General features: G+C 69.2%; 13 protein-coding genes. 9 read left to right on the forward strand and 4 right to left on the reverse strand.

The genetic code is table 11. The features are described from left to right. The first annotated feature begins 134 nt into the window (after positions 1 to 134). A complete protein-coding gene (locus VGX25_RS01475) occupies positions 135 to 506 on the forward strand; it encodes an STAS domain-containing protein (RefSeq protein WP_326915667.1) in 372 nt (123 codons plus the stop codon). A gap of 4 nt (positions 507 to 510) precedes the next feature. Here the strand turns inward: VGX25_RS01475 and VGX25_RS01480 are convergent, their stop codons facing one another. Then, complete coding sequence (locus VGX25_RS01480; RefSeq protein ID WP_326915668.1) at positions 511 to 1,305, reverse strand: hypothetical protein; 795 nt, start codon at positions 1,303 to 1,305, stop codon at positions 511 to 513. Positions 1,306 to 1,321: 16 nt separating this feature from the next. Then, positions 1,322 to 2,287, reverse strand: coding sequence for a hypothetical protein (locus tag VGX25_RS01485; protein ID WP_326915669.1), 966 nt, complete (start codon positions 2,285 to 2,287; stop codon positions 1,322 to 1,324). A gap of 31 nt (positions 2,288 to 2,318) precedes the next feature. Between VGX25_RS01485 and VGX25_RS01490 the strand changes: the two genes are divergently transcribed. The 4 genes from VGX25_RS01490 (at position 2,319) to VGX25_RS01505 (ending at position 8,169) form a co-directional block, all read left to right on the forward strand. Beyond that, positions 2,319 to 2,624 (forward strand): hypothetical protein, encoded by a 306-nt coding sequence (locus VGX25_RS01490; RefSeq protein ID WP_326915670.1) that lies wholly within the window; start codon positions 2,319 to 2,321, stop codon positions 2,622 to 2,624. 300 nt (positions 2,625 to 2,924) lie between these two features. Then, complete coding sequence (locus tag VGX25_RS01495; protein ID WP_326915671.1) at positions 2,925 to 3,317, forward strand: DUF5663 domain-containing protein; 393 nt, start codon at positions 2,925 to 2,927, stop codon at positions 3,315 to 3,317. Next, complete coding sequence (locus VGX25_RS01500; protein WP_326915672.1) at positions 3,307 to 5,655, forward strand: hypothetical protein; 2,349 nt, start codon at positions 3,307 to 3,309, stop codon at positions 5,653 to 5,655. Before VGX25_RS01495 ends, VGX25_RS01500 begins: the two co-directional genes overlap by 11 nt. Then, entirely contained in the window at positions 5,656 to 8,169 is a 2,514-nt protein-coding gene (locus tag VGX25_RS01505; RefSeq protein ID WP_326915673.1) for a hypothetical protein, read from the forward strand. A 19-nt stretch (positions 8,170 to 8,188) separates the two neighbouring features. Here the strand turns inward: VGX25_RS01505 and VGX25_RS01510 are convergent, their stop codons facing one another. Then, positions 8,189 to 11,185, reverse strand: coding sequence for a discoidin domain-containing protein (locus tag VGX25_RS01510; RefSeq protein WP_326915674.1), 2,997 nt, complete (start codon positions 11,183 to 11,185; stop codon positions 8,189 to 8,191). 116 nt (positions 11,186 to 11,301) lie between these two features. Further along, a complete protein-coding gene (locus VGX25_RS01515) occupies positions 11,302 to 12,798 on the reverse strand; it encodes an ABC transporter substrate-binding protein (RefSeq protein WP_326915675.1) in 1,497 nt (498 codons plus the stop codon). A gap of 42 nt (positions 12,799 to 12,840) precedes the next feature. Here VGX25_RS01515 and VGX25_RS01520 point away from each other — a divergent pair, with 42 nt between their 5' ends. The 4 genes from VGX25_RS01520 (at position 12,841) to VGX25_RS01535 (ending at position 17,404) form a co-directional block, all read left to right on the forward strand. Continuing rightward, positions 12,841 to 14,217 (forward strand): hypothetical protein, encoded by a 1,377-nt coding sequence (locus VGX25_RS01520; RefSeq protein WP_326915676.1) that lies wholly within the window; start codon positions 12,841 to 12,843, stop codon positions 14,215 to 14,217. Beyond that, entirely contained in the window at positions 14,214 to 15,872 is a 1,659-nt protein-coding gene (locus VGX25_RS01525) for a serine/threonine-protein kinase (RefSeq protein WP_326915677.1), read from the forward strand. The genes VGX25_RS01520 and VGX25_RS01525 overlap by 4 nt, the downstream gene beginning before the upstream one ends. Positions 15,873 to 15,944: 72 nt before the next feature. After that, positions 15,945 to 16,535 (forward strand): carboxymuconolactone decarboxylase family protein, encoded by a 591-nt coding sequence (locus VGX25_RS01530; RefSeq protein ID WP_326915678.1) that lies wholly within the window; start codon positions 15,945 to 15,947, stop codon positions 16,533 to 16,535. Continuing rightward, entirely contained in the window at positions 16,532 to 17,404 is an 873-nt protein-coding gene (locus tag VGX25_RS01535; protein ID WP_326915679.1) for an RNA polymerase sigma-70 factor, read from the forward strand. The genes VGX25_RS01530 and VGX25_RS01535 overlap by 4 nt, the downstream gene beginning before the upstream one ends. Positions 17,405 to 17,575 lie beyond the last annotated feature (171 nt).

A 17,575-nucleotide genomic window follows, 5' to 3' on the forward strand; every position in this document is an offset into this window, starting at 1 on the left:
GGGTGGCCAAGACGCTGCTCAAGAGCACCGACGACTGCCCGAACGAGCCGGAGCCGCCGACCACCGTGTGCCTCGAGGCGCTGTAACGAAACGGAGATGGTCGCCGCAGGTATCCGACCGGTACCGTGCCGTGCATGCTCGATCCGGCGGAAAGACGGCAAGCGGCGGCCCAGGAGCTCTTCGACGTCCGCGGCAGCGACGTCGACGGCGTCGTCATCGTGAGCGTGGCCGGTGATGTCGACACCAGCAGCGCCGTGCACCTGCAGGAGGTCATCGCCGGAAGCGTCGAGCGGGCCGCCGAGCGGGTCGTGATCGACCTGACCGCCGTGACGTTCTTCGGCTCGACCGGGCTCGCCGTCCTGGCCGAGGCGGCTTCCCATGCGGCCCAACGGAACCTGGCGCTGCGGGTGGTGGCCAACCACCCCACCGTCGCCCGCCCGATCCGGGTGACCGGGCTGGACAGCGTGCTGGTGGTGTGCGCCAGCGTGGAGGAGGCCCTGGCCTAGCCGCCTAGACGCCGGGAATCCGCCGCGGACCGACGATCGCCGCGACCGCGATCAGCACGTAGCCGGCCGCCGGGCCGAACGCGCCGATGCCCAGCTCACCCGAGGAGTCCCGGACCAGATCCACCACCGCCGCGACGTGCACGCCGGCCAGGCCGAGCAGGATCAGCGCGGCCACCCGGCGGAACATCGACATCGCCGTGCGCAGCACGAAGATCACCACGACCAGGGCGGCGACCGCGATCACCGCGGTGGTGATCTCCTGGGTGGTGAACCGCAGCTCCTCGTCGTCGGTGACGACCAGGTCGGCGACCGGCCCGAACCCGTAGCGCAGCACGAGCACCCCGAGCCCGACGATCATCAGGCCGCCCCAGATCACCTTGAGCACCACCGAGTCCAGCACGGTGGCCAGCGCGAGCACGATCCCAAGGGCCGCCAGCGGGTAGCTGAACAGCACGACGTACCACGCGCCGAAGCCGTGCGTGCCGAGCTCGGTCGCGCCGTCCCACAGTGTCGGCAGCGAGATCGAGACCGGCTGGTTGGCGTCGACCATGATCCAGGGCAGCACGGTGAAGCTGAGCACCTGGATGATCACGCCGAGCAGGGTCAGGATCAGGCCCAGCCCGGGAATCCGCCGGGGCGCCCGCGACGGGGCCGGCGGTTCGCGCAGCGCGGCCGGCCGGCGCGGTGGCTGCTGATACGGCGCCGGCTGGCCGTATTGCTGTTGGTACGGCGCCGGTTGCCCGTACTGCCGGTACGGCGGCGCAGGCCCCCTGCGGTACGGGTCACGCGGCTGCGACATGCGGGCACCGTACAGGTCAGCGGCCGCTCAGGCGTAGGGCCTGGGTGGTGTTGCTGACCGTCAACCCGGGATCCGGCCCGCCGAGCAGCACGTAGGCGACGCCGTCGAGGGCGGCGGCGCCGAGCCCGTGCCGGCCGGCGCGCAACGGCGGCAGCGTCGTCGCGCGCCCGTCGGCGGTGAGGCACTCGACGGTGTCGAACGTGCCGCCGGGTTGCTCGCCGCCGGCGACGCAGCCGCCAAGACCCGGCGCGGCGAAACCGGACACCCCGCCCCGGGCGGTGGGCACCGTGCCGGCCCGCTGGACCCGGTCGCCGACGACCACGTCCACCTCGGCCCGGTTGGTGTCCAGCCCGCCGAGGCGCCCGGCGAGGAACCAGGTGGTGCCGGCGCCGTCGGACGCCGCGGCGAGGTGCTCGCGGGCCGGGCTCAGCTCGCCGATCCGGCGCCAGTTTCCGCCCTCCAGCGCGAAGACGTCCCCGGCCAGCCCGTCCTGGCCGACGCCGCCGGCGAACAGCAATCGTTTTCCGTCCCAGGCCAGCGCGCCCGCGCCGCGCGGGGACGGCAGCGCCGGACCGTCGGCCCAGGTCCCGGTGGCGCTGTCGATCACGCGGACGGCCGCGGTCGGCCGGTTCTGGCTCCCGGTGTAGCCGCCGGCGACCCACAGCCGGCGGCCGTCCCCCGCGGCGGCCGCGTGGTGCACCGGCTCGGGCAGCGCGGGACCCGCCGACCACGCGTCGGTGCCGGGGTCGTAGATCGCCACCTCGGCTTGCGGCCGCCCGGACTCCGCCATGCCGCCGACCACCCAGATCCGCCCGCCCAGCGTGCCGGCGGCGACCTCGGTGCGCGCGCTCGGCGCCCCCGCCCGCGTGACCCAACCGTCGGCGTTCGGTTCCGGCGACGGCGCGGGCGGCGCTTCGTCCGAGCAGCCGGCGATGGCCAGCACCGCGACCGTGATCGTCACCGGCAGGCGTCGCGCACGCACCGTACGATCTTATGTGCGGACGGAGGAAGCGATGAGGACGAGACCGAGGGCGGCGGAATCCAACACCTACAAGCGCGCGCTGCTGGCCTGCCTGCCGGCCAGCATCATTCTCGCCGCGGCCACGCTGGCCGCGGGGGTCGACACCAAGGTCGACGGCCGGGATCTGGGCTATGCCGCGGGAATGGCGGTGTTCCCGGCGCTGATCGCGGCGCTGGTCCTGTGGCTGATCGTGCGCCGCAAGCGACGGCCATGGCCCTACTGGCGGCTCCTCGCGCTGGGCTCGGTGTTCGTGCTCGCCGTGCAGCTCATCGCGACCGCGGGCCAGCTGTCGAACTGAACATGTTTCCTGGCCTGAGGCCGCCAGCAGCGAAGTAGAGATCAATTAGTCGAGCTCACGAAGATCGACCAGCCACATCCCTGGCAGCTGGTCGTTCCTAGCATCCGCCCGCGACGATCCTGCTGTCCGCCCGAGTTGCCTCCGGTTGCGTTCCGGGCCGCCGATACCGGCAACTCAGGTGGACCAGGCCTCCTCACCCGCCACGACCGGCCCTCCACTCACCCGTCCGTAGTAACGGAACGTGGGCGGTGGTCGACACACCTCGCATGTCGGGCATGATGTTGGGCCCTGGGAGGTTTGGTGAAGATCCAGCTGGACAACGCTCTGCTCATCGATCTAGGGCTGGGTTCCTTGGAGCCGGCACAGAAGCAGCGGGTACTCTCCCGCTTCTATGAGGTTCTGGAAATCAGGATAGGGGTGCGCATATCAAGGCTCTTGAGCGGCCGGCAGCTCGACCAGTTCAGTTCATTGATTCCCGACAGTAGACAGGATTCCGCCGATCATTCTCAGGCGCTCGACTGGGTTGCGGAGAATGTCCCCGAATATAGGATAATCGTTCAACGAGAGTTCGGATATATGGTCAATTCTGTTCAGCAACGGGTAGCTGCGGTCAGCACCGACGGATCCACCGGAGAGTGGAACCCGACAGCGGAACACCTCACAGAGCAGGGTGGTCAGCCCGGTGACCACTGAAAGCAACCTGGTACTACCGAACCCGCACGGCAGGCATGTCGACCAAGTTGTGTCCACGGTCTTGACCTTGCACGTTCGGGGTGCGCCCGCCGGTAGGTCGGAACACCTTGCCATGCCGGGGACCGGCAACAACTCGGTCGTGGCGATTTGCGGCGAGCGGGGAGCCGGCAAGACCACGATACTCGAGCAGGTCTGCCACCGACTCGGCGAAAGTGCTGACCTGGTGCTTCCCACGATACGGCCGGAGTTCTTCTCCGCCAACGACTCCGTCCTCGGGCTGGCGCTGGCGCACCTGCGCCGAATCCTGGAGACGCGACGCCCCGACATCCTGCAGAAGAACTTGAGCGACGAGGCGACGGTCGGCGTGTACCTCAACCGCCTGCTGCGCCGGGCAAGCATTATCGGAGACCGCGACCTGTACGACGAACGTCACCGGGGGCACTCGCTTGAAGAGATCGCCGAGGATTTCGTTCGCTCCGCATCAGTGGGCTCGAGTTTCGCCGGCCAGTGGTGCGAACTGGCGTCGTTCATTCTGCGCGAGCTGAAAAATGGCGGGGTCGAACAAGCCCATGGCCGGGTGCCGGCGCTCATCGTGTCCGTGGACGACGCAGACCTCGCACCCGAAGTACTGCCGCGCGTTCTAGTCGACTTGCGGCTGATGACCGCCGTCCCTCAGGTGATCTGTCTGGTGTGCATCGACCTGGCCGAGGCGAGGCGGGCCCTCAGCGAACACTATCTGCGCAACTACTCCCACCTGATGGGCGTCGCCGGCAGCCTGGGAGGCAAAGGAACGCCAATCTACAGCGTCGTGGAAAGCCAGTTGTCGAAAGCCGTACCGCCACAGTGGCGGACCACGATCCAGGAACTCACCGTAGATGAGCGACTTAAATTCGCTCCGCTGGAGGCCACGGATGCCGCACCCCTGCTGTCCGTGCTGAACACCTTCCAGCTGTCCGCGGGCGGCGCACGGGAAACGCAACTCAGCGAGCTTTTCGTCCTGCCGGGCACCGACCGGGCCTCGCCGTACGCACACTGCCTGTCATCCAACCCTCGAGACTTGGAGACCCTCTATTTCCAGCTGCGGAACGCAGTCAACGGGGATCCGCAGCAAGTGAGCGGCATGGCCATGCGAGCCCTCATAGAGCACGGTCTGGAGTTCGGCTTGCGCAACTCTGGCGACGTTCCAGCCGTTCCGTCTGATCTCGCGTACTTCGACCTGAGCAGCGGCGTGGCTGTGGTCCGCCTGGGACTGAACAACATCAAGTTCTACGGCGCCGGTGGTGGCGAACACGTGATTCTGCCGACGCAAGGGATGCCGGAGGGTTCCGAGGTGGCCGTCGGCGAGTTGGAGCGTACCTCCGCCGCCTACGCCAAGGGCAACGAGGACCTCAACAACGCCCCGAAGCTTCACCAGGCGGCCACCAACTCGTTGTTGCTGGCCCGAGAGTTCTCCTATGCCTATTCGGTTGTCCACGAGGAACTGGGGGGCCGCGCCCCGATCAGGGGCGGCCCGCGCGGGTCGCACGCTCTGCGGATGACCGTTGGTCGGGACACCACCGACCAAATGCATCTGCTGTACCCGGCCTGGGAGGCGTACTACGACTACTTCCTGGTGGAGGAGGGCTGGCGGTTCATCGTCGACGTGATCAAGCAGCAAGCGCAGAACTGGATCGAGCACAAGGCGCCGATGGCCGCGATCACGCTCGAATGGTGGCGCCTGCTTGCGCATGTACAGGCGGACCGCCGACTGCCACCGAGCCTAGGCGACATTGTCCGCTCGATCGGGCACGAGGGTGCCGGATCAACCCGTGTCGCCGCGAGACACTTGGACGAAGTTTGGCGTCAATTGGAGGACGTGTACACACGGGAACTGTCCCGGAATGAGGGGCGAGCGCGGGATTTCGTCCAGTGGGTGGAGTCCTTGCTGCTATTCGTCTGCCACCCGGCAATCCACGACGACTGGTTCACCGAGTTCATAATCGACCGACGTGAGCTGCTGCTGAAACGTCGCGGACGATTGTCCGTCGGAAACGCACGTTTCGTCAGCGCGATGTCCAGCCGTTTACGTCGGATCACAGAAGAGCCATGGATCGAACCGTTGATCGCCCTGATCAAGAGGTTCGATTGGGAAGCGGGCGCGGAGATTGAGCGACTGCATATCGCCGTTACCGAGGAGCGGGCTCGTAACCTTACTACCCGCTTCGGCGCCTACGCGGTCGGCAGCGTGCGAGGCGAACGCGATGCCAGCGCACCACCACCACGTCAAGCACTCTTCCACGCCGCAATGACTGCTCTCAATGATCTCGAGCGAGAGGCACGGCCGGAAGGCGGTCCATGAGTGAAGCGCAATGGAACCGCTTTCGTGCTGGATGCTCTCGCGCAGACGTTCGGTTCGATCCATTCCTTGGAATGGACCGACGAGCTGACTGAGAGCTGGTTTGTCAACTTGGGTCCCGCCCTCCGGCAGAATGGACACTATAAGGCTGCTGACCTACCGATTAGATTGCGGGAGTTGTTCGCGGTCGTAGCTCGGGATACGCCTTGGGTCGGATTGCTCAGGCATGCGGTGAGCAGCGTATTGAACAAATCTGATCGAAATGGGACCGCTCGGCTCGATGCGCTGCGTATGCTAAGAACCGTTCTGCCGTACGACATCATCGAACTTGCGTCGGACCACAGCAGGAAGGAGTTGTTGGCCACCCTCTGTACTCATCGCGTGCGGGCGCTGTTCGACGCTGGAGTGGCCGACGCGCACGTCCACTCGGGCGGAGCCGCGCCAATGAGTGCTGCCCTGGAACTGGTTATCAAGGGTTCGGTGACGTCCCTGTCGAAGAACCTTTCTCTGATAGATTCGGTGCCCGACAGCCCGTTTGAGCCGGACCTTGTCGGCAAGGATGTGACTGGTAGGACGCTGGTCCATGTTTATCCGATGCTGGCGGGGCTCTGCTGGGTGGCTGCGGTGCTCGCGGAGGGTGTTGGATCATGGCGGGAGAACGCGGGCCTGCGCGGAGGTGTACCCGGTCAATGGGCACACGATGGGCAGTTCTGGTTCAGGATTGCGATGCTCGCGAGAAAACAGCAGGACCTGCGATACCGTGACTTGGTCCCGCTCTGGGAGGGCATTCGCATGCTTGCGGACGCTGAGCTGGTGCCCAATTTCACACGTCTGCGTCGGGAAATGCAGCAAGTTTTTGGAAATGGCCATAATTTCCGGCCGGATCGAGAGACAACGGTGCTGCTGCGGGGCATAGTCACCACGATTGGCGTGTTACACATGGTGATAACCAGCCCTTTGCGTAGCTATCTGGACGAGTTTGCTGATCGATTCGCCCTGCTTTCCCGATTCAGGAAGGTGCACGACCTGTTGGGGGATGACTCCTTCGACACCGGTGCCGGACTGAACAGTGCCGCATCGCGCGTGTCATCGGCGGTTCGGTACATGTGTGCTGACACCTCGCTCACCCGCCTGGAACTACGGAAGACGGTGAAGCCTTCTTCTCCCGGCCGCGTGAGCCTCGCCAAGAAGGAAATCCTCAACGACGTTCGCGACCACTTGATCGGTGTGCGCGACTATCTGCAAGAGGCACGCGGCTCGCTGGTTGTGCAGATGCCGGTGAGCTTCGTGCGTAACACGATCCAAGAGCAGGATTCACTGCTGCATGAGGACGGTGTCGATACGGTCCTCAGCCGGCGGTCACACCGGTTCCCCCTGCCCTCCGCTCTGGCGATCTCGCACGCCATCGCTCAGGTTGTCAACGACCGACCGGAACTTTGGTCGTTCATCGGTGGCGTGGACGTTGCCGGGAGAGAGGACAACTGCCCGAACTGGGTGTTCGGCATCGCCTACCGCTATCTGGACGGCCTGCTGTCCACCGAGCCGCGACGCCGGCCGTTCGTCTACTCTATTCACGCGGGTGAGTACTTCGCGTCTCCGTTGCAGGGGCTACGCAGAATCGGCGAGGTGCTGATGTTTGAGACTCCGGTCTCGCGGATCGGGCATTGTCTTGCGCTCGATCCGGACCGTGAGCAGGTTGGCGGACTGTCTTATCCCTATCGCGCCGCCGAGTTCCTGGACGACCTCTGCTGGGCATACAACTTTACCGAGAGTTCGGGAGCTCAGTTGCCGGGAGCTACCGTTCTCAGTCTCGCCGAATGGCTCAGGAAGCTTGCCGGAGCCGTGTTCGGCATCGAGGTGGAGCCCTCCGTGCTCGGTCGCTGGTACGCCCGGCGGTTCTCCACCGCCGCCCTGGCCGAGATCGGGGTCAGCGCGTTGAGGCCACACGGAGATCTGACCGATGACACCGTGGCCGGCGCATCGATCGAGTCGGATGTCCCGCGGGAGTTCGAGGATCTGGCGAACGTCCTGCTGGCCGCGTTCGTGTTCCGGGGAAAGTTCAGGTACCGCGGTGCGTCGATCCCACCAGTCGAGTATGACGGAAACTATCGGCTACTTACCGGCAGCGGCGAGCTGCGTGAGCTTGCAGCCGAGCTGTATCGGTTGTTGCGACCCCACGTCGTCGAGGTGCTGCGCCGCGGCGACGACCCCGTCGTGGTCGAGTGCTGTCCGTCATCGAACATCGCCATCGGCGACTACGAGGGATTCCATACCCACCCGCTTGCGCGGTTCCTCAACGAGAATCTCAGGTGCACGATCAACACGGATGACCCTGGAATCTTTGTCTCCTCAGTCGAGGAGGAGTTCATTTCGCTGGCCGCCACGAGACTTTACACACCTGCCGTACTGCAACACATTCGAGATGTCGGTCTGGCCCGTACTGCTATGGGCATGCCCGACGCCGGGTGCGACTGGAGGTTCTACGACGATCTGTTCACTAGGGCGTACCTGGGCTAGTGACGCGCCGCCCGGTCCATCATGGGTTGACGGTGATCGTGAAGGTGGATGTGGTGTTCCTGATGTTCTGGCGGTTGTCGCGCATGGTCAGGCCGTTGAAGACGGCCGAGCCGACGGCGGGGCCTTGGCTGGGTTCCGGCATCTCGTTGGCCCAGATGGCGAAGCCGGACTTGGCGTCGAACTGGTCGCCGCTGCCGCGGGCGCCGGTGATGGTGATGTTGGTGAAAACCGTGTCGCGGATGGGGAACTGGGGGGATCCGCCGACGTAGTTGGTCTGGAACATGATGCCGTGGTAGGTGGGGTCGACGATGTCCACGTTGGACACGCGGATGCCTTGGAAGACCTTGGAGGCGGAGAAGATCCAGATCGCGGGGAAGGTCTGGGCGCCCCAGAAGTGGCCGCCGGCACGGACGATGGAGATATTCTCGAACCGGGTGGGCGGGTCGGCGCCGAAGCCGTTCATGGGGATGCCGAAGTCGAGCGAGCTTATCGTGATGCCGGAATACACCAGTGTGTCGGCGATGTGGATGTTGCGGAACACGTTGTTGAACCCGCCGTAGACCGCGACGCCGGCGGCCCGCCAGGTCAGCAGCGACGTGAGGTTCTCGTAGACGTTGCCGGTCACCTCGCCGCCGCCGGCGTCCTGGGCGTTGAACAGCGCGAAGCTGTCGTCGCCGGAGGCCCGGGACTCGTTGTTGGTCACCAAATTGCCGGTGCTGCCGTTGGTCATGTTGATGGCGTCGGCGAACAGGTTGCGGATCCGGGAGTTGCGGATGGTGACCCGGTCGGTGTTGGTGCCCCAGTAGAGGCAGACCATGTGCTCGGCCCAGATGTTGTCTATCACCATGTCGGCGACGTTGCTGAAGTCGAACACCTTGCCGGGGCCGTCGATGCGGGACGTGTAGTTGCCGAAGTAGGCGAAGTTGGCGAACACCGAGCCGTTCGCGGTGGACTCGGCGCGGAAGCCGACGTCCGTGTTGTCCTGAGTAGAGGGTGCGAGGAACCTGGTGTACCACGGCCCGGCGCCGATCACCCGCACCGGCTTGAGGTACACCTGGAACTTGCCGGACGTCTGGTAGTCGCCGGGCGGCAGGTACACGCCGACGAGGTTTCCAGTGCTGTCCATCCGGACCCGGTCCAGCGCGTTCTGCACGTCCTGGTGGGTGAACCCGGCCGGCACCGCGTACCGGGCGGGGTCCGGGTTCGGGATCGGCGCCACCTGCTCGAGGTTGACGAAGTCGATGGCGTACGTGGTGCCGTTCGCCGGGTCCTTCTGCAGCCGGATCCGGCTGCCGGCCGGCACCGTGGCGTTGAGCAGCACGTTGGCCTCGTCGTAGATGTGCCGCGGGGGACCGGCGCCCGGTGAGTTGCCGGGGCTGGCTTCGGCGCCGTAGAGCCAGGCGAACCGCGAGGTCAGGTTGATGGCCTTGTGGAACGCGCCGTTGACGTAGATGTTGAGCGTCGAGCCGATCCCGCCGCCGCCCGGCGCGTCCGGGATGGAGAATCGGGTGACCAGCGTGTTGGTGCTGGCCCTGGTGGTGAACTCGACGAAGCTGCCGGTGGAGTTCAACGTGACGGCCCGCCGGCCGGACGCCTCGCCGGCGAGGTCGCCGACCGTCCTGTTCGGACCGACGATCGTCGCGCCGCCGCCGATCACGGCGTCCTCGGCCTCGTACATGTCGTAGGGCATGCTCGCGCCGCGGCCGACGAACAGGTTGTGGCTGCTGGTGTTGTTGCCCCGCATGGCCGGCAGCTCGTTGGCGTCGTCGGCCAGCACCACCCGCACGGTGTACCGGCCGTTGGCCGCCGTCCAGGTGCCCAGGTTGACCGGGGCGGTGGTGGCGCCCGCGCCGATCACCCCGGTGTGCCCGCCGGTCAGCGTGCGGACGGTGGCGCCGCCGGCGTCGAGCACGGTCAGCGTGATGCCGTGCGCGCCGGACGCCGAGGCGACGGTGCCCTGGTTGCGGATCCCGACCGAGAACGTCACCACGTCGCCCGCGGCGGGGTTGCTCGGCGACCAGCTCACCGGCGAGGCGACCAGGTCCGAGCTGACCACCGGGTCCGGATCGGGCTCGGGCACACCGAACACCTGGAGCTCGGCGGCCTGCCCGGCGGGCGCCCCGGTGTTGGCGGTGTACCGCAGCCGGACGTCGGCCGCGGTGGCGGACACCGGGATCGTCACGGTGTTGCCCGAAGCCGGGTCGAACACGTACGGCGCCGCGGCCGCGATCGTGGTGAACGCCGTGGCGCTCTGCTCCCGGCCGAGCACCTCGATGGTCTGCGTGCGCCGGCCCCAGATCGGATCGGGATTGAGCCGCACGACCACCGAGCTGATCGTCGCGTTCGCGCCGAGGCTCACGGTCAGCGTGTTCGGGTAGCTGTTTGCCGCGCCCTCCCAGTAGGTCGACGCGTTGTCGTCGTTGGCGTTGGTCGCCACGAACGTATGCACGTGCGAGGATGCGGTGATCGGCTTGCCAAGGGCCAGGTTCCGCGGCGCCGGCTCCCCTGTGGACGGTCCGTGCACCTCGAGCTCGGACAGCTGGCCGGCCGGCCATCCGGTGTTGGCGGTGATGTGCAGCCGGACGTACCGGACGGTGGCGGCGGCGAAGGTGATCGTCACCGTGCTGCCGGTCGCCGGGTCGAAGGCGTAGCCGGCGGAGGCGACCAGGTCGGTGAAGCCCGTGCCGTTCGTGCTGCCCCGCACGGCCAGGGTCTGGGTCCGGGCCGGCCAGTTCGCGGTCGGCAGCGTGAGCACCACCCGGTCGACGGCGACGGCGGCGCCGAGGTCGGCCTGGATCCACTGCGGGAAGGCGTTGTTGGCACTCTCCCAGTAGGTCGCCCGGTTCCCGTCGCCGGCGTTGCTCGCGACGTAGGGGCCGGTGGCGCTGCTGGCCGTGAGGGTCGCCGCCAGCGGGGCCGCCTCGGCGGGCGCGGCCGGACCGGCCAGCGGGAGCAGGGTCGGGAGCAGGGTGCCGGCGAGGATCGCGGGGATCAGCCGCGAGATCAGGCGCTTCATCGCGTTCCTCTCGCAGGGGGAGCGGAAAGTTGCAGAGATCAGTACAGTTCTTGCGCGCTGAAATACAAGAGTTACAGACACGCGGCGGATGCGTCAATGCCGAAGTGAGCGGGCGACTACGCGGCGACGTGGACGGCGGCGAGGTCGATGTCGCGGATGGGATCGCTGGCGGCGATGCTGACCCGCTCGCTCCACACCGCGTGGCCGTGGCCGGACCAGAGGGGGATCACCGGCAGGTCGCGCAGCAGCTGGTTCTCCGCGACCCGGTAGAGCTGGTCGCTGCCGGCCGGGTCGGTGGCCGCGTCGGCGGCGGCGAGCGCGTCGGCGAACCCGGCGTGGGTGTAGCCCACGATGCCGGTCATGGGCTCGCGCGGGCTGGCGGTGAACAGCGGGCGGGACACCAGGAACGGGCCGTCCGGGCGGTCCCGGGCCGGGCCGCCGGGCAGCGGCTGGGCGATCACGTCGAGCTTCAGCGTGCCGCGCAGCTGCTCGACGAGGGCGCCGACCCAGGGCTGCTGCCCCGGGTCGTGGTAGAGGTGGACCGGGCCCTGGATCGGAGTGCCCTGGCCGAGCAGCGACGTGGCCGCACCCGGGTCATGGTTGCACGGCCGGCACGGGCCCTGGCGCGCCGCCAGCGCGACCGACGGCGGCAGCAGCGAGCGCGCCGGGTCCACCTGGCGGTCGAGCGGCCCGGCCTCCAGCGCGGCCCTGTCCACCGCGAGGGAGAACGCGTGGCGCACCGTGGGCTCGGCGAACCGCTTGTCCCACAAGGGAAGCGCCAGGTAGGTCAGGTCGGGCAGCGGCCACTGCAGGTGCCGGCCGCCGAACTCGGCACGCATCGACTCGTGGCTGGCGCCGGGCACCGTGGTGGCCACGTCCAGCGCGCCGGTGCGCACCTGGTTGTACAGCACGGCGGGATCGTCGACCACCCGCACCGCGATCTCCCTGGCCGTGCCCGCGTCGCCGGAGTACCCGTCGAAGCGGACCAGCCGGGCGCCGGACCCCGGCTGCCACGGCTCGGCCATCCGGTACGGCCCGTTGCCCACGGGCGCCCTGGCGAACCCGGCCCAGTCCCTCGACGACAGCACGGCGTCCGGCAGCGGGTACAGCGCCGGCGCGCCGAGCACCAGCGGCACCTGGGCGAACGGCCGCTCGAGGACCAGCTCGACGGTCGTGTCGTTCACCGCGCGCAGGTCCTTGGCCCGCAGCACCTGGGTGAGCACGGTGGCGCCCGGCCAGCGCTGCGCCATGGCCGCCTGCCAGGCGCCGGTGTAGGACCGGGCGGTGACCGGCGAGCCGTCGTGGAACCGCTGGCCCGGCCGCAGCGTGATGGTCCATACCACCTGGTCGGGGCTGGTCACCGCGGCCGCCGCCCGCGGGGTGACCTCGTGCGTCCGGGGATCGTGCGTCGTCAGCGGCGTCCACAGCGCGCCGGTGATCATCCGGCCGGGCGCATCGGTGACCTGCGCGGGCAGCAGGCTGGCCGGCTCGCGCACCCCGATCCGGTAGGTGCCCGGCTCGGGTCCGGGCGCCTCCTGGTCGCCGCACCCCGCGAGCAGGAGCGCGACGACGAGCACCCTTACCGCCGAACGAACCTTCCGCGCGCCGATCACGCTGGTTACGGTAGGCGCATCGACTCCGTCGGGGAGGTTGAGGTGCGTTCCTGGTTCCTGCGCTCGGGTTTCGTCGCCGCGGTGGTGGTGGCCACCGCCCTGACCGCGATTCCCGCCGACGCCTGCAACGAAGCCAGCCCGAGCGCGGGCGCCGAGCACGCGCAACACGCCGCCCCTCAGGCGGCCCCGGCCGCCGCGACGTCGGCCGTTCGGGGCGTGCAGCACCTGGCCAACCTGCCGGACGCGGCCGGCGCCATCGCGATCAACTTCATCCGGTACGGGCACCGCGACGTCATGTTCGTCATGGGCCAGTTCGGGGTGAAGTCGTACGACATCACACGGGACCCGACCCGGCCGCGGTTCCTGTCCGAGGTCTCCATGCCCGGCATGTGGCAGATGGAGGACACCGAGGTCGACCCGGTGCGCAAGCTGGTGTTCCTGGCCCGTGACCCGCGCGCGTTCGGCGGCAACGTGCAGACCGGCGAGTCCGGCATCTACACCGTGGACGCGTCGAACCCCGAGGCCCTCGCGGTGATCAGCTACGTCATGGTGCCGGCCGGGCACACCACCAGCTGCATCAACCGCTGCCAGTTCCTGTGGACCGGCGGGCCGGCCAAGGCCAGCACCATGCCGGCGGAATGGGGCGGCCGGCCGATCTGGGTGACCGACATGCGGGATCCACGCAACCCGGTCGTGTTCCCGGACCCGATCGACCTCGGCCGCAACGACGGCAAGACCGACTACTCGCACGACGTGCAGGTCGACGAGATGGGCATCGCCTGGGTGTCCGGCCGCGGCGGCACCCGCGGTTACTGGACCGACGGCGCGCACCGCGACCCGCTGACCGGCAAGGTGCGCCGGGCCACCGCGCTCAACCCGATCCCTTACGCGGGCGGCGGGATCGACGAGCTGGCGGCGCCGTCGCGGTTCATGCACAACAGCTTCCGGCCGGTCGGCGGCCGGTCCGCCGAGGACGGCCCGGAGGCGGACGGCCACGGGCGGTTCGGCAACCTCATCTACGTCACCGAGGAGAACTTCGTCGACGGGTGCGCAGGCGACGGCGTGCTGGTGATCGCCTCCCTGCGCGGCTCGTTCAACGGCGAGGGCTGGCGGTCCACGCCGGAGAACCCGTTCCGCCTCGAGCCGGTGGGCACCTGGGGCGTTGCCGGCCAGGAGGGCAGCGACCCGGCAAGCGCCGACTGCTCGGCGCACTACTTCCAGGTGCGGGGCAACATCCTGGCGCAGGCCTTCTACGCGCAGGGCACCCGGTTCCTGGACATCAGCGACCCGACCAACCCGACCCAGATCGCGTACTTCCGTCCTGGCGACGGCCGGGCCTGGGCGCCGTACTGGCACCGCGGGCTGGTTTTCGTCGCCGACAACCTGCGCGGGGTGGACATCCTTAGACTGACCGCGTGACTGATCAGGACGCCGAACTGCTCGCCTGGGCGCCGCGATCCGCCGAGCAGGGTGTCCAGGCGCAGCCGGAAGACATGCGGCTGGCCGGGTACAGCGACTTCCGGCTGATCGCCGAGGGTGGCGAGGGCCTCGTCTACCGGGCCCGGCAGGACGGCCTCGACCGGTACGTGGCCATCAAGGTGATCAACGTCGGGGATCTGGACCGGCTGGCCCGGTTCCGCCGCGAGCTGGAGATCACCGTCCGGCTCGGCCGCCAGCACCCGCACATCGTCACCGTCATCGATACCGGCACCGCGCCGGGCGGGCGGCCGTGCATCGTGATGGAGTACTACGACCTCGGCTCCCTGCACGACCGGCTGCGCGACCGCGGCCCGCTGCCGGTGGTCGAGGTCGTCGCCGCCGGCACCGCCGTCGCCGACGCGCTCGCCTTCGCCCACGCGCAGGGCTTCCTGCACCGCGACGTCAAGCCGCAGAACATCCTGGTGCTGCCCACGTCCTACGTGCTCGCCGACTTCGGCATCGCGCGGATGGCCGACGCCGGGCACACCTCGTCGCTGCAGATGGTCAGCTACCGGCACGCCGCCCCGCAGATGATCGACGGCCGGTCGCCGTCGCCCGCCGACGACCTGTGGTCGCTCGGCTCGACCCTGTTCACGCTGCTCGACGGCGCCCCGCCGTTCGCCTCGGAGAACCCGGACGAGGACACCGTGCTATCCTATTTGGACCGGGTGCGCTCGGCGGAGCCGCGACCGATCCGCCGGGCCGACGTACCGCCCGAGCTGGCCGCGGTGATCAGCCGGTGCCTGAGCAAGCGGCGCGAGGACCGCTTTCCCGACGCCGCCGCGCTGCGCTCGGCCCTTGCCGCCGTGCCGACCGAGGCCGTGGGGTGGACGCCGTCCATGCCGATCGCCGACTTCGGACCGCGGCCGACCCCGCCGCCCGAGCCCGAGGCCCGACCGGTCGGGTCCGAAGTGGACCCGGAGCGGACCACGCTCGGCCCGGGGAGCGACCTCGCCGGCCTGACGGTCCGGCTGCCCGACGACCCGACCGCGTTGCCGGACTTCGGCCCGCAACCGGACTTGGGCGCGCAACCGGACTTCGGGCCGATGCCCGCGGACTACCAGGCGCCGGCGCCGTGGCGGCCGGACACCACGGTGAGCCTGGCTCCGACCCCGCCCGCCCCGCCGCGCCGCCGGGTGCGCCGCGTCCTGCTGTTCGCCGTGACCGCGATCCTCGTCGGCGGCGCGATCGGCGTGCTCGCCACCGTCGTGAGTGGGCTGAGCAGGCAGGCGCGGCAGCCACCGCCGCCGTCGAGCACCGCGGCGCCTCCGTCCACTTCGGAGCAAGCCACCACGACCGTGCCGGCCGGCGGCAACCCGGCGTTCACGCCCACCCTGAACCGCCTTGAGGACCAGGGCAACGCCATCACGCTGATCTGGTCCGACCCGTCCGGCGGCAAGGCCCAGTTCGTCGTCGTCGACGTGACCGGTCCGCGCCGGGTGGCGCTTGCCACCGTCGTCCCCGGCGTTACGACGTACACAGTGGACGGTCTGGACCCGGCCGCCGAGGAGTACTGCTTCCAGGTGCTGGCGATCGGGCTCAACGACCAGGCCAACGAGCGCGGCGCCTCCGACCGCACCTGCGCGGTCCGCTGAGTTTCTCCCGGGCTGTCACACATCGGCCGCGGCCGGTGTCTCCATGCCGAGACCGGCACCTGAGGAGGAGACGTGACCAGCAACACCCGGATTCCCAAGGCCGAGATCACCGGCGTCTACGGCGCCGTGCTGAAGAAGTTCAGCAGGAAGATGTTCGGCGTCGTGCCCGACGGCCTCGCGGTGATGTGGCACAACCGGCCGGTGCTCAAGCTCGGCCTCGGCCTCGGCCGCAAGGCCGCCAAGTGGAACGCGTGCGACAAGGACCTGAAGTCCTACGCCCACATGGCGGTGGCGTCCCTGATCGGCTGCTCGTTCTGCCTCGACCTCGGGTACTTCCAGGCGCACAACGAGGGGCTCGACGTGGCCAAGGCCAGGGAGGTGCCGCGGTGGCGGGAGTCGGACGTGTTCACGCCGCTTGAGCGCGACGTCCTGGAATACGCCGAGGCGATGTCGCACACGCCGCCGACGGTCACCGACGAGCTGTCCGCCCGGCTGCTCGAGCGGCTCGGGGCGCCGGCGATGGTCGAGCTCACCGCGTGGATCGGGCTGGCGAACCAGTACGCCCGGTCGAATGTCGCGCTCGGCATCGAGGGCCAGGGGATCTCGGCGTCGTGCGGCCTCGCGCCCCTTGCGCGGCCGAGCGCCGTAGCGTCGCCGGCATGACCGACGACCCGTTCGTCGCCCACCGCAGCCTGCTGTTCACCGTCGCCTACGAGCTGCTCGGCTCGGCCGCCGACGCCGAGGACGTCGTGCAGGAGACCTGGCTGCGGTGGTCGGCGGCCCGGGCCGATGTCCGCGACCCGCGGGCCTACCTGGTGCGGATCGTCACCCGGCAGTCGCTCAACCGGCTGCGCACGCTGGCCCGGCGGCGCGAGGAGTACGTCGGCGAGTGGCTCCCCGAGCCGCTGCTGACCAGCCCGGACGTGGCCGAGGACGTCGAGCTCGCGGAGAGCGTCTCGTTCGCGATGCTCACCGTGCTCGAGACCCTCGGCCCCACCGAGCGCGCCGTGTTCGTGCTGCGCGAGGTGTTCGAGACGCCGTACGACGAGATCGCCGAGGCGGTCGGCAAGACGCCGGCGGCGGTGCGGCAGATCGCCCGCCGCGCCCGGGAGCACGTGGCCGCGCGGCGGCCGCGGGCGCGGGTGAGCCGGGCCGAGCGGGAGGCCGTCGTGGCGCGGTTCCTGGCCGCGGTTCGCGGTGGCGACCTGCAGGGGCTGCTGGACGTGCTCGCGCCCGACGTCGTGGCCGTGGCCGACGGCGGCGGCGTGGTCGCCGCGGCTCGCCGGCCGGTCAAGGGCGCCGACCGGCTGGCGCCGGTGCTGAGCAACCTGGTCAAGGTGGCCGACGTCGAGGTGCTGCCGATGTGGCTCAACGGCGCGCCCGCGGTGCGGCTCGACCTCGACGGCAAGCTGGACACGGTGGCCAGCCTGGTGATCGAGAACGGTCGGATCACCCGGATCTACGCCGTCCGCAACCCGGCCAAGCTCGCGCGACTCGGCGAGGTGGCGGCACTGAGCCGGTTTGCCGGCTAGCGGCGCCACAGCGGACGCGGGTCCACCGACCAGAACAGCCTGCGGTACCACGGGATCGCCCGGCGCAGGCCGGAGCGCACCTGCAGCGCAAGCGGCCAGGCGGCGCGGCCGAGCCCGGCCGGGACGGGGCCGGGGGCGAACGCCGCGCGGTCGGCGAGCTGCGCCAGGTGC

This window comes from Actinophytocola sp., assembly GCF_035942955.1.
GTDB lineage: Bacteria > Actinomycetota > Actinomycetes > Mycobacteriales > Pseudonocardiaceae > DASYTH01.